Origin of the sequence: Candidatus Chloroploca asiatica (genome assembly GCF_002532075.1) — a bacterium.
Taxonomy (GTDB): domain Bacteria; phylum Chloroflexota; class Chloroflexia; order Chloroflexales; family Chloroflexaceae; genus Chloroploca; species Chloroploca asiatica.
Genome location: NZ_LYXE01000041.1, coordinates 76,144 through 92,889, shown reverse-complemented (window position 1 = coordinate 92,889; position 16,746 = coordinate 76,144). Strand labels below are relative to the sequence as shown.

Sequence of the window (16,746 nt, the reverse complement as noted above, 5' to 3'; positions counted from 1 at the left end):
TTCCATCTTCATCCTACCGCAAAGGTGTTCACATGGTGTCGGTTGCCGCTGCTGGCTCTGACTTTGCATCAGCCCTGCGATGCCTTCACTTCCTCCACGAGCACAGGGTTGGGGCCACAAGCCCCAACCCTGTGCTCAAAACAAAACCTCCCCAGGATGTAGGGAAAATATCAGCCTTTTGACCTTATCTATACAGAAACTATTTGGTACACTATGAGTATACGTATTACATATATAAATTCGAGGAGTCATATGATGCTGCGTACAATGTTGCTTGCATTGCTACTCTCACTCTTTTTGCTGGTAGGCTGTGGATCACACCAGACTCATGCTCTAGAGGCGCAGGCGCAACCCCAAGCTGCCTTAGAGGCGGTCTTTGTGCCCCAAGACCACGCAGGGCTGGCCGGTCACGCCGAGCCAAAACCAGCCTTGCTTGTAGGTATGACCAATGCTGTGCCTCAAAGCCTGCACGGATCAACGGCACCAGTTAAGGAACCGTAAAAACGTACATACGCGCATCTTGTCGAGAGCCAGATCCCATGCTATCCTCTAAGCATACCGAGATGTGCTGAAGACACATCATTGGAGCAAGAGCATGGCTCGACAACAGGTGTTGATCACTGGCGCTACCGATGGTATCGGCCTAGCACTCGTCCAGATCTATCTGGCACGAGGTGTTCGCGTCATCGCGGTTGGGCGCCGACCTGCTTCGGCGCTTCCAGCCGTGTTGCGCCCTGACTATTGCCGGGTTGATCTCGCTCAACCTTTTGCCCCGGCAGTGGTTGCGTCCTTCCTTCATCAACGTGGTCTCAACACCCTTGATCAGCTTATTCATTGCGCCGGTGTAGGTTCGTATGGGCCTGTTATGGCGCAAACATCGACTGAGCTTGCTACGTTGTTGCAGACGAATCTGTATGCGCCTATCGCCCTTACCCACGCGCTCCTCCCGCTCTTGATCACTGCCCACGGGCGCATCGTTTTCATTGGTTCGGTTGCCGCTGCCTTGCCTGTGCCAGCGTATGCCGTCTATGGGGCAACCAAAGCTGCGCTCGAGGGCTTTGCCCGAAGTTTGCGGGTGGAATTAGCTGGTCACGTGATGGTTCAGGTGATCCATCCCGGGGCAACCCGTACTGCTATGCATCACAAAGTTGGTGCGCCACTCGATCAGATCGGGTGGCAACGCTTCCCGCCACCCGAACGGGTCGCTCGTCAGCTTGTGCGCGCCAGCGAACGTGGCACCGCCGTTGCAACGCTTGGCGCAGGTAATCGCATCATGCGTTTTGCCGGGATCTATCTGGGGAAGTCTGTTGAACGGGTTGTCCGTACCCGCACGATTCGCCAAGCTTCTCCGCCCGCGCAGCTTCCTGTTCTTGCCCCACCTCAAGGTCTACGTCACTGTGTGGTGACCGGCGGAGCAGATGGCATTGGACGAGCAATTGCCGAGCGTTATGTCACTGAGGGATGGATCGTGACGCTCATCGACCGTGATCGGGCCCGGGCAGATGAAATAGCCCGCGTTATGCGTGCGCAGGGGACAGCCGTTACGGTCATCGAAGCCGATCTGATCCAAGCAGTTGATCGCGACCGGGTGCTCCAGCAACTAGCTGCTTTGCCACCAGCCGATGTCTTTGTGCATAGTGCTGGCATCAGTCTGGTCGGACGTTTTGCGCAGAGCGATCTTCCCCGCCAACAAGCCGTACTTGAGCTCAATCTGTACGCCCCCATGGATCTGACGGCAGGCTTGCTCAGGCAGAACCTACTTGCCCCAGGCGCAACGCTGGTGATGATCGCTTCGCTTTCTGTCTATACTGGCTATCCAGGGGCTTCTGTCTATGCAGCCAGCAAAGATGGGCTCGCTGCGTATGCTCGTAGTCTTCGGGCTGCCCTCTCTCCCCAGGGGCTCAATGTGTTGACGGTCTACCCCGGTCCAACGCGCACCGCTCATGCCCGACGTTACAGCCCCGATAATCGCCGCGAACGACGGCGGATGCGACCCACGCATCTGGCGAACCTCATCGTTGCAGCGGTGCAACGGCGCGCAACAAGCCTGATCCCAGGGTTCGCCAATCGGTTGCTTGCCACCAGCGGTCGGTTTTTGCCTTCGCTCACCGAAACATTGATGCAGCAAGCGATCCTCAAGAAGCTACCAGTCACAGGAGTGCTTTCAAACCAGGAATGAGGAGACGATTAACTATGCACAACGCGTTGATGCAAAAACTTGTCCAGGCCCTCATTGATGGCGATCAGGCGATGGCTGTCACACAGACCCACCAGCTTCAGGCGGCAGGGCTTGCCCGTGAGACGATTATCACTGACGGCATCGAGTCTGCCATGACCCAGTTGGATGCTCGGTGTACTGTCGAGCAGTTCAATTTGCTCGAGATTATGCTCGCGGGTCGGGCTGTGATGAGTGCGATGAAAGTGCTCTATCCAGGTGATGCCGCGATGTTTCCGTCGCAAGGGACGATCATTCTGGCCAGCCTGGAGGGCGATGTCCACGATCTGGGCAAGAATATCCTCAAAATGGTCTTGACCGCGAAAGGCTATCGCGTGGTTGACTGTGGCAAAGATTGTCCCGTTGACCGTTTGATCGCGACGGCACGCCAGGAAGCGCCGCTCGCTGTCGGTATCAGCGGTCTGATCACGACGGTGATACCGCAAATACGCCAGGTGCGAACGAAAATGCATGCCCTTGGCCTTACACAAATCAAAGTGATGGCTGGCGGGGCTGCGCTTAAGCAGGCGACCGCTGCCAGTTTGCAGGTTGATTTTATCGGCGAGACGGCCTTTGATTGCCTCCATTATGTCGAAACACTCTCAGGCTCTTAGGAGGAACGTGATGAATAGTCTCAAACGCATTCACGCCGCCCTCCATTTCCAACCCCACGATCGGGTGCCAGTCATTGCCCAGGTCTTTGGTCATGCGGCGATGCTGGCCGGTGTTGACTTGAAGACCTATGTGCAAGATGGTGCGGTGCTCGCCGCATGTCAACGCGATGCTCTCGCCTACTACGATTACGACGCCGTCTTTGCATTGATGGACACGAGCGTGGAGACCGAAGCCGTTGGTTCGGTCTTGGACTATCGAACGAATGCCTATCCAACGGTACAAGCCTATGTGTTTGCCAAGCACGACGACCTTGCACAACTGCATCTGCCTGATCCACAATGCGACGGACGAATGCCAGAATTGCTGAAGGCGATCCGGATCTTGCGCCACGCTGTGGGCAACGAGGTGCTCGTGGTTGGCTGCGTGCTAGGCCCGATGACCCTGGTCTGCCAGTTGATGGGTTTGCAAGAGGCCCTGTACCTCGCGATCGACGCGCCCGATCAGTTCATCCAGTTACTTGACTTTGCCACGAGGGTGATCATTCGCTTTGGTGTCGCCCAGCTTGAAGCCGGGGCCCACCTGCCGATCATTTTTGATCCGGCATCCTGCCCCGAGGTTATTCCCGTTGCCTTCTTCCGCGAACTCATCCTTCCTCGCCTCAAAACGATCTGCAGCACCTTCACGCAGGCTGGGGCTATCTGTAACTGGCTGCATATCGCTGGGAGAACTACACCGATTTTACCGTTCTATCCCGAGGCAGGGGTTGCTATTGCCAATTTCGATTTTTCTGTCGATCCCGCCAGCGCTATGCAAGCTCTACCGCAGACATGCCTGGATGGCAATCTTAAGCCATTCGCCTTTGTTGATGCGTCGCCAGCCTTCATCGCTGACGAAGCGCAGCGCCTGTTGCAATGCTTTGCCCAACGTGGAGGCTTTATCCTCTCTTCTGGCTGTGAGATTCCACCTGAAGCACGCCCAGAGAACATTACCGCTCTGGTGCAGGCTGTGCGTTCGTAGTTTGTAACGTACGTTAGTTAGCGCAAAGAGAGAAACATTCTAGATGCCGGTTGTAACGATCAAACTGGATGAGGGTGAACGTCATTTGCCCTTTGAACCTGGCGTGTCGCTGCGCGAGCTCCTCGACACGACCGATATCCGGGTGCGCACAGCATGCCGCGGCATCGGTGCCTGCGGTCTTTGTCGCGTTCAGATCGAAGCCGGTGACGCCGGTGAGCCAACCCCTGGCGAGTATCTGCATCTGGACGACGCTGAACTGGCTAGCGGCATTCGCCTGGCGTGCCAGATCATGCCCACCTCGGATGTGCAGGTGACCATTCTGGCCCGGAGCCCGGCCTCGGCCTGGCGCAATCTGCCCCTGGCGAACCGGCGCTTTGAATATCTGTCGACCTTTCCCCACCGCAATGTGACCCCAAAGATGCTCAGACCCTATGGCGTTGCTATTGATCTCGGGACAACCCATATCAGCCTGGCGCTCCATACGCTCATTGGGCATCACCGTCTGGCAGGACGCTACGGGCTGAATCCGCAAATAGCCGTCGGCTCAGATGTGATTACGCGCGTGGTCGCGGCGAGTGAAGATATGGAACAGGCTCGTCATCTGCATGACCTGGTTGTGAATGGCATTGCCGAGGCACTTTTTGATCTTGGCCTCAGAGAAGGGCTCAACCTCGAACAGGTCACACGGCTCACCCTGGTTGGCAATACCGCGATGATCGCCCTCTTGTCAGGGCGCAACTATGCCCAGTTGCTTGACCCGCGTTACTGGATGCAAGCAATTGATTGCGTGCCCGAAGATCCGCAGATCTGGATCGACCCGTGGGGCCTTCATCCCGAGGCCGAGATCGTCATCATTCCACCTTTGGCCGGGTTTGTCGGTTCTGACCTGCTGGCCGGCGTGCTCGCGATGAATCTGGCCGATACGAGCGAACCGGCGCTCTTGATTGATTTTGGTACCAACTCAGAAATGGCCCTCTGGGACGGCACAACGCTCTGGGTTACTTCGGCCGCAGGAGGGCCAGCTTTTGAGGGGAGTGGCCTGCGCTGTGGGATGCCAGCCGATCCAGGGGCGATCTATCGCGTCACACTCAGTGATGGGGCGTTCGTGCCGTCGGTGATTGCTGATACTGCCCCGCAGGGCATCTGTGGCTCGGGATTGGTTGATCTCATTGCCAACCTGATCAGCGCCGACCTCTTGACCAGTGTTGGGCGTTTTGCGCCACAGGTTCCCGACGAGGGGATGTTCATTGTCCGTGGCGAACGCAACATTGTGGTGACCCGCAAAGATGTTGACCTCTTTCAACGCGCCAAAGCCGCCATTGGCACAGGATGCCAGGTCTTGCTACGCGAGGCAGGCTTGAGCGCACAGGATCTCGGGCGCATCTGTCTTGGCGGTGCCTTCGGGCGGTTTCTTGATGTTCGCAACGCCCAGGCCATCGGCTTGCTCCCCAATATCAATCCAGATCGCGTTGAACTCTATGGCAACACTGCCTTGCTCGGATGCGAAGATCTGCTCCGTTCACCGGTCGCATGTGAGCGCCTGAACAACCTGCGCACCCGGACAACGATGATCAATCTGGGACAATGTGATGATTTTGACGAGCTCTTTTTCGAAAATCTCTTCCTTCAGCCATCGTGAAGCAGGCATGTGATGTCCAGGCACTGGCCCAACCAGCAAGGCTACCTCAACGCAGCGCTCAGAACAGTACAGTATCTCGCCAGTTTGACCGTCCAGCAAGATATCTGGAGCGAGGTTGGCAAAGTATTCGTCAATTTTTGGGGTGCCGATGTCGTCGCCTTCGGGCGCCCTCAGGATGATGGAAGCATCACCTATCACCACTGGATGCATGCCGATCACGAGGTTGGAGCCGACTTGACCCCTCTGATCACCAACGTGAGTCGCCCCGTTGCGCACGAGCCGAGCATCGGTGCCGAGGTGCATGAGGCGATCCAGGAAGTCTTTGAGAGTGGCTTTTTCGCCTCACGGATCATAGCGACACCTGAACCCTTATCGCTCGCTTTTTTGCCCGTGAATCAGGAAAATCAGCTCACAGCCGTGCTGTTGGTGGGCTATCGCATCGCCGAGCCGTTTCCCCGCGAACTGCTCAACACCTACCTGGCGATGACCGTTCTTCTTGGCACAACCGCAACCCGGCTCGCTTCAGAGATCGAAATCCGCCAACACCGCGAGCATCTTGAAAATTTGGTCAGAGAACGCACTACTAAACTGATCGAAATTAACGAGCGCCTGCAACAAGAGATTGCCGAACGCAGACGAGCCGAGCAAATCATCAAAGAGATGGCTTATCAAGATGCGCTGACGGGCCTCCCCAACCGCCGTCTCTTCAATGACCGCCTTGCTATTGCGATGGCCCATGCCCAGCGCAAACAGGAGAAATTGGCCGTGATGCTGCTCGACATTGATCGCTTCAAGCAGATCAACGACACCCTTGGTCACAGCGTTGGTGACCAGTTATTGCAGGCTCTGGGCCAGCGCCTTTCAACGCTTATTCGGCGCAGTGATACCGCCGCTCGTCTCGGTGGTGATGAGTTTATCCTGATCCTCACCGAAATTACCGTACTCGAGGATGCAACCACGATCGCCGCGAAGATCCAGGCTGCGTTGCACAAGTCCTTCTACCTGAACGAACATATGCTCACCATTACCAGTAGCCTGGGCATCGCCCTCTTCCCTGATGATGGAACCGACGCTGAAACCCTGCTCAAGCATGCCGATAGCGCGATGTATCAGGCCAAAGAAGCCGGGTACGGTGAATATCGCCACTGGCAACTCCTCAGCAGCGAGGCGCAGGAGTAGGGCAAAGAACGCATCTACCCCTCACGCCGTTCGAGCAGGTAGTACCCTACATCCTTGTCGGACGCATAGCCTGTCACCACAAAACCCTGGGCAAAAGCGGCCTCGGCAAGCGCACGGATCTGGTAGCGCCACGCCCGCGCCCGTTGCAGATCGTTGACCAGTAGGCTGTTCACGTCAAGCGGGATCTGCATCAAAAAGCGATCGCCGATTGGCTCCTCGCTTGGCTCGACTGGGTTCGGGTTGGCAAGAAGCGTCTGTGTGTGCAGCGCCTCGGCAGCGGGGCCACGGTAGACCCCCTGGCTCCGTGCTACCACGGCCTCATCGTTGAGCCACCACTCGACCTGAAAGCGGTCACTCGGCAAGACCCCCTGCGGATCTTCGGGCTCTGGGCCATAGATATTGCGAATATAGGTACGGCTGATCGCCCCGAGTTTGCTGATATTCAATCGCGCATTGCGGCTGATCAGCGGATCAAACGTCCAGGTAATCAATGTGATCCCCTGCTTCAACATCTCTTCACGCTGAGCCCACTTGAGGCGCTCACCGATCCGGGCATCGCGGTATCCCGGTAGCACCGCCGCCATGTGTGAGGCATGTTTCAACTGGCCTGTTTCGGTGCGCCCCAGAAAGCCAAAGGTAAAGCCAACCATTGGTTGTCCGGGCGCATCGCCATCAAAGGCCCCCAACACGCATCCCCCGTTGCGCTGCACCGTCAGCAACATATGGTGCGGCACGAATGCAAAATTGACCGGCCCCCACACCTGGCGCTGGATCTCTTCGCACGCCATATATTCCTGATATCCCTGAACAACACGTATTTCGATCGGCATTGATCACTCCATCGTCTGCAACCAGACCAATTCGATCCCACTCAGTACCAGACTGAGCTCACGTTGACTTGTACTGCTTACTTCTTTGGCCGTCGTTGCATTCAACGTGAGCCGATGTTCACCTGGATCCAGCAGGAGGTAGAGGGTGCGAACCGCACTCGCGGGTTGCGCTGGAATGGTGCGGGTCGCAAGCGGCACCCTATCGAGCCAAATCGTCACGTCACGTGCTTCCGCATAACTCGCCAGGTTCAACAAGATTCGGACACGCTGAGGCGTCGAGGCGGCATTAACCAGCATAATGTCGCCTTGCGCACCCATCCAGCGCCAGCGTTCTACCTCGTTCTGCTCTTCATCGTACCAACCCGACCCAAAATAGGCGAAGGGCACCAACTCAACCAACGGAACCTTATAGACTGACAGGTGCTCATCGCTATATACCGGCACCTCATCTGGCAAAACCTCAGCCATAGCTTGGGCCACACGTGGACGCCGATCCGGATGGATATCCGGCCAGTTAACGATAAGATGCCGAATTCCATAGTAATTCAGCGACGTTTGTGCTGTACCTTGCGGATCAAGCATGGTGCTGATCTCTGGATGTTTGTGCCAGAGTGGACGAATGCCTGGTGCATACGGAAGATCATACTGCGGGGTACGAGCCAGATAGCCACCAAGCATCGGTGCTTGGTGCGTCATTTGGGCTTTCTGTGGCTTGATGCGTTTGTAGGTTGGTGGGGGAACATGCAGCACGGCTTCATCTTTACTGTTTAGCGTCGCATAGACAGGATGGATAGTTGGCACATGCAATTTCCAACGCATCGGTAACAACTCAAAGCCAAGCACGATAAGCACCGTCACCACGATAAGCAGCCTGGTGAGCGAAGGCCCGAGTTTTTTTGTTTTGATACGCTGCCCACGCAGCAACAATTCGCGTACGCCAAGTGCAGTCAGCGGGGCAAGGGCCAACGTTGTGAGCATCGTAAAGCGCATCGGGCGTAAAGCAAAATCAGTCCCTGGCAAGATGTGCAAAAGACGGTATGGTAACGGAAGGCCTGTGTTCCACACCCCAATCTGCAACACTGGACCGAGGGCAAAGAGGAGGCCTATCGTAGCCAGTACCAGCCAGCGCCAGGCCTGGCGCCAGGCCCAGCAACAACCCATGCCGGCAAGCACAACGATGCTATAGCCCAGCGCTACATTCCAATCAGCGCTCAACGGGTGCCAGGCTGCCCCTGCGGTCGCTGCAACGGTCGGCCCCCAGAGCGGGTGGAGATAGCTGGGTAACGCAAAGTCGAGCAGATTCGCCGAGTAGATCCGCACCTCTTCGGGGTCAACCTTGGCTAGATCGCGCTCGGCCCCATAGAGACTCAGCAGGGCGGGAAGCAGCACCGGGGTCAACAGCAGCAACGCCGTGAGACCAATGACCATCCATTGCCGTAGCCACACGCCGTATTGTCCCAGCAGCTGCGGGTGACGCTGGGCAAGGGTAGGATCACGCCTGGCCCGTTCCGACTCCTCTGGATGGAGGGAAGCGTCCGCCCATGCCACTCCGGTCTTGCCCACACCATGGGGCAGCCAGAGCAACGCAAAGGCCGCACTCCAAACTAGCAGAAAGAGCAGGTAGTACCAACTGGTATACCCCGTGACCGCCAGCATCAACCCGGCCAGCAGCGCATCGCGCACGCGACGGGTTTCGACCGCCCGCAACGCAAAGAAGGCGTACAACGCCGGCCACTGGACCGCCATCAACTCGAGTTGCCCATCATAGAGCCGGGTGAGTTGAAACGGTGCCCAGGCAAAGGCCAGGCCGCCGATCCACGCCGGCAGATGGGCTCCCGTGACCCGCAAGGCTAGCAGATAGCCCGCTAGGCCAGCGAGCACAAACGAGAGCATCGTAGCCGTATTGTAGCCGGCTACAGGCCCGAACAGCAGCGTCACCGGCAACACCAGCAAGCCATTGCTTACATTGAGCGGTTGCACATAGAGCAACGCGCCTTGCGGATGGAACAGCAACGGCGTCACAAACGGGTTTTGCCCGGTTGTGACCGCTTGGGCCGTCCACCAGACATGCCAGACATTTTGCCACCCATCCGCCCCGGCAATGGGGCCACCAAAAAGAGCCTTGCCAACGTGAGGCAACAGTGGGGTAAAGCTCAAGAGTGTAACGAGAAGATACCCCACCAGTGCTAGCATATGTTGCACAGAAATCAATGGCCGTTGCAATGGTCGGGAGACTGGGCTTTCAGACAATGCTAACACCTCGATAAACCAAACTACCATCTACTCAATCTTCTGCCAGCGCAAATGAAGATCAGTCAGCACAATGCTCAGTTGCCGTTGAGTCTCACCCTGTTCCAGCGAGGCAGGTGCCGCTAAGCTGAGCCGATGTTCACCGGGGGGCACAAGGAGGTTCAAAACAAGCTCGGTCTGGGCAGGCTGAGCGGCGACAAAGCGTTGGTACAGCGGCTGTCCATTCAACGAGAGTCGAAGTTCACGCCCTTCGGCATAGCTCTCAGCACGTAAGGTCAACGTAAGCCGCTGGGCCTGCGGTTCAGGGTTGACCAGAATCATATCACTGTGCGCACTCATCCAGCGCCAGTGCTGGACCCCGTCTTGCTCTTCATCATACCAGCCAGTCGCAAAATACGCGAATGGCTCAGGTTGCACGCGAGGAACACGATAGACACGCAGCACCTCATCGGCATAGATCGGCGCAACACCTGGCAAAATCTGGTCAACAATCGTTTCGATCCGTGGACGCCATTCAGGTGGCAGATCTTCATCATCCCAATGAATCAGTACCTGCCGCACACCATAATAACTCATAGATGCGAGGGCAGCATCAAGCGGATGCAGCATCTGTTCAGTTACGGGGCGCATCTGCCAGAAGGGCTGGATGCCAGGCGCATAACTGGCATCGTACTGTGGAATGCGCGCCAGATAGCCCCCCAGAATTGGCTCGTGATGCGTCATTTGAGCCTTCTGAGCTTCAAAGTCTTTATAGACAGGCGGCGGGACATGCAGCAAGGCTCCGTCGTCAGGGGCAATTGTCGCATAATAGGGGTGGATCGCCGCATCGTGCAGTATCCACCGCACTGGCAGCAATTCAAAACTCAGTAGGCCCACTACGGCACCAAGCACCAACCAAGAACGCAGTGGCTGCCCGCGTTGCGTCTGACGTGCCCCTGATCCGTCTGTCGTGCCACCATGCGGCTGCCCCGCAACCCGTGCCAGTACCTCACGCATGCCAAGTGCCGCCAGCGGTGCCAGGGCGAGCGTCGTGAGCATCGCGAAATGCAGGGGCCGTCGCGCAAAATCGGCTCCAGGCAACGCTTGCAACAACCGGTAGGGCATTGGCACCCCGGTCTGCCAGGGGCCAACCTGCAATTCTGGCCCAAGCGCAAAGAGCATCCCAACCCCAGCCAGGATCCACCAGCGCCAGGCTTGGCGCCACGCCAGGACCCCACCGATCAGCCCCAGCGCAAGGATCGTGTACCCCAGCGCCACATTCCAATCGGCGCTCAACGGGTGCCAGACCGCCCCTGCGGTCGCCGCGACCGTCGGCCCCCAGAGCGGGTGCAGATAGCTTGGCAAGACAAAGTCGAGCAGATTCGCCGATGAGATTCGCACCTCCTCGGGGTTGACCTCAGCCAGATCGCGCTCAGGGCCATAGAGACTCACCATGGCGGGGATCAACACAGGCGCCAGCACCAACAGCGCCGTGAGCCCGATGACAACCCACTGTCGCAGCCACACGCCGTACTGCCGCAGCAGTTGCGGGTGACGCTGGTTGGGCGTGGGATCACGCCTTGCTCGTTCCGACCCCTCTGGATGGGGGGAAGAGTCCGCTCGCGCAACCCCGGTCTTACCCCCACCACGGGGCAGCCAGAGCAACGCAAAGGCCACACTCCAGACCAGCAGAAAGAGCAGGTAATACCAACTGGTATAGCCCGTAACCGCCAGCATCAACCCGGCCAGCAGCGCATCGCGCACGCGACGGGTTTCGACCGCCCGCAACGCAAAGAAGGCGTACAACGCCGGCCACTGGACCGCCATCAACTCGAGTTGCCCATCATAGAGCCGGGTCATATGCAGCGGTGCCCAGGCAAAGGCCAGGCCGCCGATCCACGCCGGCAGATGGGCCCCAGAGACCCGCAAGGCCAGCAGATAACCGGCCAGACCGGCCAGCACAAACGAGAGCAACGCCGCCGTATTGTAGCCCGCCACAGGCCCGAAAGTCAGCGTCACCGGCAACACCAGCAAGCCATTGCTTACATTGAGCGGTTGCACATAGAGCAACGCCCCCTGCGGGTGAAAGAGCAACGGCGTCACAAACGGGTTCTGCCCCGTTGTCACCGCCAGAGCCGTCCACCAGACATGCCAGGTATGCTGCCAGCCATCCGCCCCAGCGATCGGGCCACCCTGGAGCGCCTGTCCAAAACGGGGCACCACTGGCAGAAAGACCAGCAGCGCCAGCACGACATAACTCGTCACCGCCCCCAACACCCAAGCAAACCACCGTTGCCGCCCCGAGCGCCCCGCCTCGGTCACTGCTGCTGCTCCTGCTGCTGCTCCTCGCTCTCAGGCTCATCGGGGGGTAACACAGCCCCGCCGAGCGGCTTGGTCTGCACCTCTTCGGCAGGAATAGGGGCCTCAGTCGGCATCACCTTGACCCCCACGGCCAGATGACTCTCGGCGCGCCCCTTAAAGACCCCGCGTGTGGGTGGCACATCGGCATAATCGCGACCGACGGCGGTACGAATATGGCGGTCGGCGGCAATCAGATTATTGGTCGGGTCAAACCCGATCCAGCCAAGACCAGGCAGCAGGGCTTCGACCCAGGCATGGGTCGCATCTTGCTCAGAGCGATCATGATCCTCAACGCGATGAAAGAGGTAGCCACTGACATAGCGACACGGAACGCCCAACAGACGTACCAGTGCAATCATAATATGAGCAAAATCCTGGCAGACCCCCCGTCGCGAATTGAGCGCCACATCAATCGGCGACTCCACCGTGGTCTGTTCAACATCATAGTCAAACACCTCATAGATCCGTCGATTCAGTTCACATAACAAACTGAGCGGATCATCGCGACGGCGCAGATCAAGCTCTTGCGCGAGGCGTTTAAGTTCAGCTGTTGGCCGGGCAAAATGGCTGGGAACCAAGAAATCCCAGACATCCTCATTTGACTTCAGCGCATCAAGCTGATACCAGGCAGCCGGATCGAGGGCCTGCGGCAACGGATCAAACGGAGGCAAAATTACCAGCGCTTCGGCTGTTAGCGTAATCGAGCGATGCGGGGCTGGAATATCAAAATGATGAATAATATTGCCAAACGAATCGGTATAACTATTCACCCGTGCCGATGGCGTTGTCGTCAACTTGAAACTCAGACAACGCTGCAACCCCTCTGAGCGAGGCTGCATCCGTACTTCGGTCACATTCTCAGTCACAGGCGCACTATACCGATAGCGAGTTTTGTGTAAAATCGAGTAATACATAAGGAAAAGCTACTGAACAATCGCTGACTCAACCGAATACGTAATATAGGCCTGATAGATCGCTGCGTGAATCGCCCCGCACTGGCGGCGAATAGTATCCAGATACGCATGCATATCTTCGGCCATAATCTCATCAACCTGACCATAATCAAGCGAAGCGCGCAAACGTCCGGCGAGCCGTTCGGCCCGCCCAGCCCAGCGCGACCCGGTTGAACGAGAAATAGCCTGGAGGCCGCGTTCGATCCGGTCAGCGGCAAAACGCACCGAACGTGGTGACTCGCTATCGAGTAACAGAAATTCTGCGACCGAGGGAGGTTGCACATCAGCCGTATAGACCTTGCAGTAGGCCTCAAAAGCGGTACAACTCTTGAGCAACGTCACCCAGTCATTAAACTCGAGCTGCGCAACGCCTTTCGCCTCGGGCGCAAAATAGACCTGAAAATGAGTGTCGAGTAGCTTTGCGGTCGATCCGGCCCGTTCGAGGTAACGTCCGACCTGAATAAAAAACCAGCCCTCACCGTGACTCATCGTGGCATCGGTAATGCCCTGAAAGAGATGCGCCCCCTCCTTCAAGCGCTGATAGAACTCAATTGGCTCACCCTGCCAGATCTGGGCCGCCGATGATGCACGTACCCGCAAATAGACCCGGTTCAACTGTTCCCACATCTCGGAACTGATCTGTTCGCGCACCTGGCGCGCATTGGCACGGGCCGAGGCGATGCACGAGACAATCGAATGCGGATTCTCGGCATCAAAGGTCAGCGACGCCGTAATCCGGGAGGCATCAGCCTCGCCGTCAGCCAACGCCGAAGCCCCAAGCGCCTCGAGCAAACGTGTCCAACGCGGATGCGCCTGCCGGGGGTTTTGGTCAATGGTCTGCATCAAACCAACTGCCAGCACCCGTGCCGTATGTTCAGCCCGTTCGAGGTAGCGACTCATCCAGTAGAGGTTATCAGCAACCCGCGAGAGCATTGGTTTCGCAGTTATATCAGGCATAGGTTTCTGCCATGCTATTACTCAAAGAGCACCCAGGTATCTTTGCTACCACCGCCTTGTGACGAATTGACGACCAGCGAACCTTTGCGCAGCGCCACCCTGGTCAGGCCACCCGGCACAATCGTGATCTGATCGTCGCCACTATTGAGAATATAGGGGCGCAAATCAACGTGCCGCGGCTCGACGGCCCCATCCACAAAACAGGGTGCCCGTGAGAGTTGCAAGGTCGGTTGGGCAATATAATTGCGCGGTTCATGCTCGATCAAGCGGCGGAAGCGCTCACGTTCTTCGGCGGTACTATGTGGCCCGATCAGCATGCCATAGCCCCCCGACTCACCGACCGATTTGACAACCAATTTGTCGAGATGGTCAAGCACATAGCTTCGTTGCCCATTATCTTCGCACAGATAGGTTTCGACATTGGGCAAAATCGGCTCGACACCCATGTAATACTTGATAATCTTCGGGACATAGGCATAAATGGCCTTGTCATCAGCGACACCCGTACCAATTGCATTCGCAAGCACCACATTGCCCGCCCGATAGGCATTGAAGAGCCCAGCCACCCCGAGGATCGAGTCGGGGCGGAAGGCGAGCGGATCAATGAAATCATCGTCAATGCGCCGATAGATCACATCAACCTGGCGCAGACCAGCTGTGGTACGCATGTAGACGACCGAGTCGTGAACGAGCAGATCGCGGCCTTCGACCAGTTCAACGCCCATCTGACGAGCCAGGAAGGTGTGTTCAAAGTAGGCCGAATTGAATACGCCTGGGGTCAACACCACAATCGTCGGATCAGGCCGATGCACCGGGGCCAGTGAACGCAGCGTCGTCAGCAGTACCTGCCCATAATGGTCAATCGGGCGCACACCCGTATGCGCAAAGAGGCGTGGAAAAGCCCGCTTCATCACCCCGCGGTTGGTCAGCATATAACTGACCCCGCTGGGCACCCGCAGATTATCTTCCAGCACCGCAAACTCGCCCGAAGGCAAGCGCACCAGGTCAGTTCCAACAACCGACGTGTACACTTTGCCCGGCACATCCACCCCGCGCATCTCACGGCGGTAGTGGTGGCACGTATAGACAAGTTCACGGGGAATGACCTTATCGGTCAGGATCTTGCCCTCGTGGTAGATGTCGTGCAAGAACATATTCAGCGCCATAATGCGCTGTTTCAGCCCCGCCTCGATCACCGCCCATTCACTCGACGTAATAATCCGCGGCAATAGATCATACGGAAAGATCCGCTCCGTTCCCTCGGTATCACCATAGACCGTAAAGGTAATGCCCTGGTTGAGAAACGTCAGATCGGCATAACGTTGCCGCCCGTGCAGATCCTCAGCGGATAATTCCAACAAACGGCGATACAACGGCATGTACGGCGGACGCACCCGACCCTCTGCCGTGAACATCTCGTCATACGCGGCGTCAAGGGTATAGCTGTTGAACAGCGGGTGATCGATCTCAGGAGCGCTGCGTTCAGTGAGCATAGGATATCCAGAGCTACATCTGTCACTGCAAAAACGGAGATCACAAGAGAGGTAGAGATGGGCAGCGCTGCCCAGACTGCTTCAGTTTGGCTCTCAGGGTTAATAGATATAGTACTGCGTGCCTCGCATTTCGTCAACTAGAATCAACGACACGCGGTCAAAGAGACCGCGTGTCACGCTTCACCAGAGCATTATGCAGCGCATTTGCGCTGCATAATGCTCAATCACCCATCCCATCGGCCGTTGCCGGAATGACGCGGCGCTGCAAATCGGTCTCTTTCACCCGCACGACATTCCAAACGAGACCAACCCGTTCGAGCCCTCGGATCAGGTAGGCCGAAAAGTCGATCTGCCACCAGCGCAGCCCATGAAAGGCCGAACGGGGAAAGGCGTGATGGTTGTTGTGCCAGCCTTCGCCAAAGGCGAGCAGGCCCACCAGGAAGTTGTTCCGACTCGCGTCGCGGGTTTGATAGTCACGTCGTCCAAACGTATGACAGATCGAGTTGACACTCCAGGTGATGTGGTGCGTCAAAAAGATGCGTACCAACCCACCCCAGAGCAAGCCACTCCACCCGGCAATCAGGGTCGGAATGATCAACCCAACCGCCACCCAGAGCACCCAGGTCTTCGCGACCCACACGACATCGGGGTCTTTCTTGAGCCAGGTGCCGTACACGTCAATCTTGTGCTTGTGGTTGAACATCCAGCCCACATGCGCATGCCAGAGCCCTTCGAGCGGGCTGTGCGGATCATCTTCGCCGTCCGAGTGGGCATGGTGCTGAATATGCGTTGAAGCCCAGGTGATGGGATCACCTTCGAGCGCCATGCTCCCCGAGATGAGCATCAAGCGCTTCATCCACCAGGTCGTCTCAAAGCTCTTGTGGGTAAGCAGGCGGTGAAAACCCACGGTAATGCCTAGCCCCGAAATAATATAGAGCACCAGCATCAGTGTGAGGTCAACCCAGTTGACCCACTGATTCCAGAGCATGACGATTGCCACAATGGTACCAAGAAAGGGAATGACGACCACTGCAAGCACAACCAGCTTTTCGGCCAATGATTTCTCGATGACAGGTTCTTCAGCCACTCGATTGGGGACAGTGCGTGCCATAGGTATTTCCTCTGAAAGTAGTGTTGCGAAGGCCGTCGCTGCGGCGCACTTGCGGCGCTACCCACGTGCGACGTCCTCCTCCTTTCAGCAGTATACGTTGCTGGCGTGTCCCCCGGAAGTGCTGCCAGGCTAGTCAGCAGTCACGTT

At 57.3% G+C, this 16,746-nt stretch carries 13 protein-coding genes; 6 read left to right on the top strand and 7 right to left on the bottom strand.

Annotated elements, in window-relative coordinates; genetic code table 11:
* Window positions 1-252: 252 nt before the first annotated feature.
* From A9Q02_RS03860 to A9Q02_RS03835, 6 genes are all read left to right on the top strand, one after another.
* The gene (locus A9Q02_RS03860) at window positions 253-501 is read left to right on the top strand and encodes a hypothetical protein (protein ID WP_097651038.1); all 249 of its coding nucleotides are present in this window, start codon (window positions 253-255) and stop codon (window positions 499-501) included.
* 94 nt (window positions 502-595) lie between these two features.
* Window positions 596-2,179: an SDR family NAD(P)-dependent oxidoreductase gene (locus A9Q02_RS03855; RefSeq protein ID WP_097651037.1), complete on the top strand. Its 1,584-nt coding sequence runs from the start codon at window positions 596-598 to the stop codon at window positions 2,177-2,179.
* A gap of 14 nt (window positions 2,180-2,193) precedes the next feature.
* Window positions 2,194-2,829, top strand: coding sequence for a cobalamin B12-binding domain-containing protein (locus tag A9Q02_RS03850; protein ID WP_097651036.1), 636 nt, complete (start codon window positions 2,194-2,196; stop codon window positions 2,827-2,829).
* A 10-nt stretch (window positions 2,830-2,839) separates the two neighbouring features.
* Window positions 2,840-3,847 (top strand): uroporphyrinogen decarboxylase family protein, encoded by a 1,008-nt coding sequence (locus tag A9Q02_RS03845; RefSeq protein WP_097651035.1) that lies wholly within the window; start codon window positions 2,840-2,842, stop codon window positions 3,845-3,847.
* A 43-nt stretch (window positions 3,848-3,890) separates the two neighbouring features.
* Window positions 3,891-5,486 carry an ASKHA domain-containing protein gene (locus A9Q02_RS03840; protein ID WP_097651034.1) on the top strand — a complete coding sequence of 532 codons (1,596 nt, stop codon included), beginning with the start codon at window positions 3,891-3,893 and terminating at the stop codon, window positions 5,484-5,486.
* Between the two features lie 12 nt (window positions 5,487-5,498).
* A complete protein-coding gene (locus A9Q02_RS03835; protein WP_097651033.1) occupies window positions 5,499-6,665 on the top strand; it encodes a GGDEF domain-containing protein in 1,167 nt (388 codons plus the stop codon).
* Window positions 6,666-6,679: 14 nt separating this feature from the next.
* Here A9Q02_RS03835 and A9Q02_RS03830 read toward each other — a convergent pair whose 3' ends face one another.
* From A9Q02_RS03830 to A9Q02_RS03800, 7 genes are all read right to left on the bottom strand, one after another.
* Window positions 6,680-7,495, bottom strand: a complete 816-nt coding sequence (locus A9Q02_RS03830) for a hypothetical protein (RefSeq protein ID WP_097651032.1) — start codon at window positions 7,493-7,495, stop codon at window positions 6,680-6,682.
* Window positions 7,496-7,498: 3 nt separating this feature from the next.
* Window positions 7,499-9,697: a hypothetical protein gene (locus tag A9Q02_RS03825; RefSeq protein ID WP_141508685.1), complete on the bottom strand. Its 2,199-nt coding sequence runs from the start codon at window positions 9,695-9,697 to the stop codon at window positions 7,499-7,501.
* Window positions 9,698-9,775: 78 nt separating this feature from the next.
* Window positions 9,776-12,046, bottom strand: a complete 2,271-nt coding sequence (locus tag A9Q02_RS03820) for a hypothetical protein (RefSeq protein WP_097651030.1) — start codon at window positions 12,044-12,046, stop codon at window positions 9,776-9,778.
* Window positions 12,043-12,999, bottom strand: a complete 957-nt coding sequence (locus tag A9Q02_RS03815; RefSeq protein WP_097651029.1) for a transglutaminase family protein — start codon at window positions 12,997-12,999, stop codon at window positions 12,043-12,045. Before A9Q02_RS03815 ends, A9Q02_RS03820 begins: the two co-directional genes overlap by 4 nt.
* Window positions 13,000-13,008: 9 nt before the next feature.
* On the bottom strand, window positions 13,009-13,995 hold the full coding sequence (locus A9Q02_RS03810) for an alpha-E domain-containing protein (protein WP_245860314.1): 987 nt from the start codon (window positions 13,993-13,995) through the stop codon (window positions 13,009-13,011).
* A gap of 17 nt (window positions 13,996-14,012) precedes the next feature.
* Entirely contained in the window at window positions 14,013-15,488 is a 1,476-nt protein-coding gene (locus tag A9Q02_RS03805; RefSeq protein ID WP_097651028.1) for a circularly permuted type 2 ATP-grasp protein, read from the bottom strand.
* A 220-nt stretch (window positions 15,489-15,708) separates the two neighbouring features.
* Window positions 15,709-16,599, bottom strand: coding sequence for an acyl-CoA desaturase (locus A9Q02_RS03800; protein ID WP_097651027.1), 891 nt, complete (start codon window positions 16,597-16,599; stop codon window positions 15,709-15,711).
* Window positions 16,600-16,746: the final 147 nt, after the last annotated feature.

Coding starts and splice junctions, on each gene's coding strand:
- A9Q02_RS03860 (WP_097651038.1), top strand. CDS start 253: ATGATGCTGCGTACAATGTTGCTTGCATTGCTACTCTCACTCTTTTTG.
- A9Q02_RS03855 (WP_097651037.1), top strand. CDS start 596: ATGGCTCGACAACAGGTGTTGATCACTGGCGCTACCGATGGTATCGGC.
- A9Q02_RS03850 (WP_097651036.1), top strand. CDS start 2,194: ATGCACAACGCGTTGATGCAAAAACTTGTCCAGGCCCTCATTGATGGC.
- A9Q02_RS03845 (WP_097651035.1), top strand. CDS start 2,840: ATGAATAGTCTCAAACGCATTCACGCCGCCCTCCATTTCCAACCCCAC.
- A9Q02_RS03840 (WP_097651034.1), top strand. CDS start 3,891: ATGCCGGTTGTAACGATCAAACTGGATGAGGGTGAACGTCATTTGCCC.
- A9Q02_RS03835 (WP_097651033.1), top strand. CDS start 5,499: ATGTCCAGGCACTGGCCCAACCAGCAAGGCTACCTCAACGCAGCGCTC.
- A9Q02_RS03830 (WP_097651032.1), bottom strand. CDS start 7,495: ATGCCGATCGAAATACGTGTTGTTCAGGGATATCAGGAATATATGGCG.
- A9Q02_RS03815 (WP_097651029.1), bottom strand. CDS start 12,999: ATGTATTACTCGATTTTACACAAAACTCGCTATCGGTATAGTGCGCCT.
- A9Q02_RS03810 (WP_245860314.1), bottom strand. CDS start 13,995: ATGCCTGATATAACTGCGAAACCAATGCTCTCGCGGGTTGCTGATAAC.
- A9Q02_RS03805 (WP_097651028.1), bottom strand. CDS start 15,488: ATGCTCACTGAACGCAGCGCTCCTGAGATCGATCACCCGCTGTTCAAC.
- A9Q02_RS03800 (WP_097651027.1), bottom strand. CDS start 16,599: ATGGCACGCACTGTCCCCAATCGAGTGGCTGAAGAACCTGTCATCGAG.